Here is a 1703-nt window from a genome sequence, read left to right as displayed (position 1 = left end):
CACCTGAAATGGCAACTGCGGCGCAAGCTCAAGCAGATTCACCATGAATTGAAGCTCACCCTGATTTATGTGACACACGACCAGGTGGAGGCTTTGACCTTTGCCGAAGAGGTGGTGGTGATGACGCGCGGCCGCGCTGTGCAGACGGGCTCGGCCGATGCACTGTTTGAGCGCCCCCGCCATACGTTTGTAGGCCACTTCATCGGATCGCCCGGCATGAACTTCTTGCCGGCCACCGTCGTCGGTGGCGCGCTACGCGTCGCGGAGCGGCCGTTGGCGCTCCCGCCTGAACGTGCCATGCCCGACGGCGAGCTCAAGCTGGGTGTGCGCCCTGAATACGTGGTGAAGACGGCGCCGGGTGACCCGGCGGCGCTGCCGTTCACTGTCACGCTGGTGCAGGACATCGGCACGCACTGGATGCTGAYGGCGCGGATCGGTGAACACACGATCAAGGCCCGGTTGAACCCGGCTTCCCGCGCGCCGCAAGTTGGCGAGGAGGTCTGGCTGCAGGTGATGGGGCCACACACCTGCCTGTACCTCAATGACGAACTGGTGGATGCATGAGCACGACGACTAAGCCCGTTAATCAAAAGGCCTGGCTGCTGGTGCTGCCCGTCATCATCTGCGTGGCGTTCTCCGCCATTCTGCCGCTGATGACCGTGGTTAACTATTCGGTGCAGGACATCATCTCGCCCGAGCGGCGCGTGTTTGTCGGCACTGAGTGGTTTGTATCCGTCATGCGTGACGAAGAACTGCATGCGGCACTCTGGCGGCAACTGACGTTCTCGCTGGCCGTGCTGGCGGTCGAAATTCCGCTGGGCATCGCACTCGCGCTGTCCATGCCGGCGCAAGGCTGGAAGGCCTCGTTGGTGCTGGTGCTCGTTTCGCTCTCACTGCTGATTCCGTGGAACGTGGTGGGCACTATCTGGCAGATCTATGGCCGGGCTGACATTGGCCTTTTGGGCGCGATGCTGCAAAAGATGGGCTTTGACTACAGCTACACCGGCAATGCCACGCACGCCTGGGTGACGGTGCTCATGATGGATGTCTGGCACTGGACGCCGCTGGTGGCGCTGCTGGGCTACGCGGGCTTGCGCTCGATTCCGGACGCCTACTACCAGGCCGCGCGCATCGACGGCGCCAGCAAGTTCGCTGTGTTCCGCTACATCCAGCTGCCCAAGATGCGCGGCGTGCTGATGATTGCCGTGCTGCTGCGCTTCATGGACAGCTTCATGATTTACACCGAGCCTTTTGTGCTGACGGGTGGCGGGCCGGGCAACGCCACGACATTCCTTTCGCAATATCTCACGCAAAAAGCCGTCGGCCAGTTCGACCTGGGCCCGGCGGCGGCTTTCTCGCTGATTTACTTTTTGATCATCCTGCTGCTGTGCTTCATCCTCTATAACTGGATGCAGCGCGTCGGTACGCAAGAGAAGGAGGGCGTGGAATGAACACACCGAAATTCCAGGCGCGCACGCTGTTCCTGATTGCCTACATTTTGTTCGCGCTGTTGCCCATCTACTGGATGGTCAACATGAGCTTCAAGACGAATGCCGAGATTTTGTCGAGCTTCTCGTTCTTTCCCCAGGAGTTCACCTGGAACAACTACAAGACCATTTTTACCGACCCGTCCTGGTATTCGGGCTACATCAACAGCCTGATTTATGTCGCCATCAATACCGTGATTTCGGTGACTGTAGCCC

At 59.9% G+C, this 1703-nt stretch carries 2 protein-coding genes and 1 pseudogene; all 3 read left to right on the top strand.

Annotated features, from left to right (window positions below; genetic code table 11):
• A partial coding sequence (locus AC1DWI_RS21990; protein WP_477725767.1) for a TOBE domain-containing protein occupies positions 1-564 on the top strand: 564 nt, incomplete at its 5' end.
• Positions 561-1451, top strand: coding sequence for a carbohydrate ABC transporter permease (locus AC1DWI_RS21985; protein WP_457281401.1), 891 nt, complete (start codon positions 561-563; stop codon positions 1449-1451). The genes AC1DWI_RS21990 and AC1DWI_RS21985, both read left to right, overlap by 4 nt.
• Positions 1448-1703: pseudogene (locus tag AC1DWI_RS21980) on the top strand (carbohydrate ABC transporter permease); the annotation flags it as partial. The gene AC1DWI_RS21985 and the pseudogene AC1DWI_RS21980, both read left to right, overlap by 4 nt.

The organism is Polaromonas sp. P3_C2, assembly GCF_056402675.1.
The sequence above is the reverse complement of the archived record's forward strand: the minus strand, read 5'-3'. Positions and strand labels throughout refer to the sequence as shown.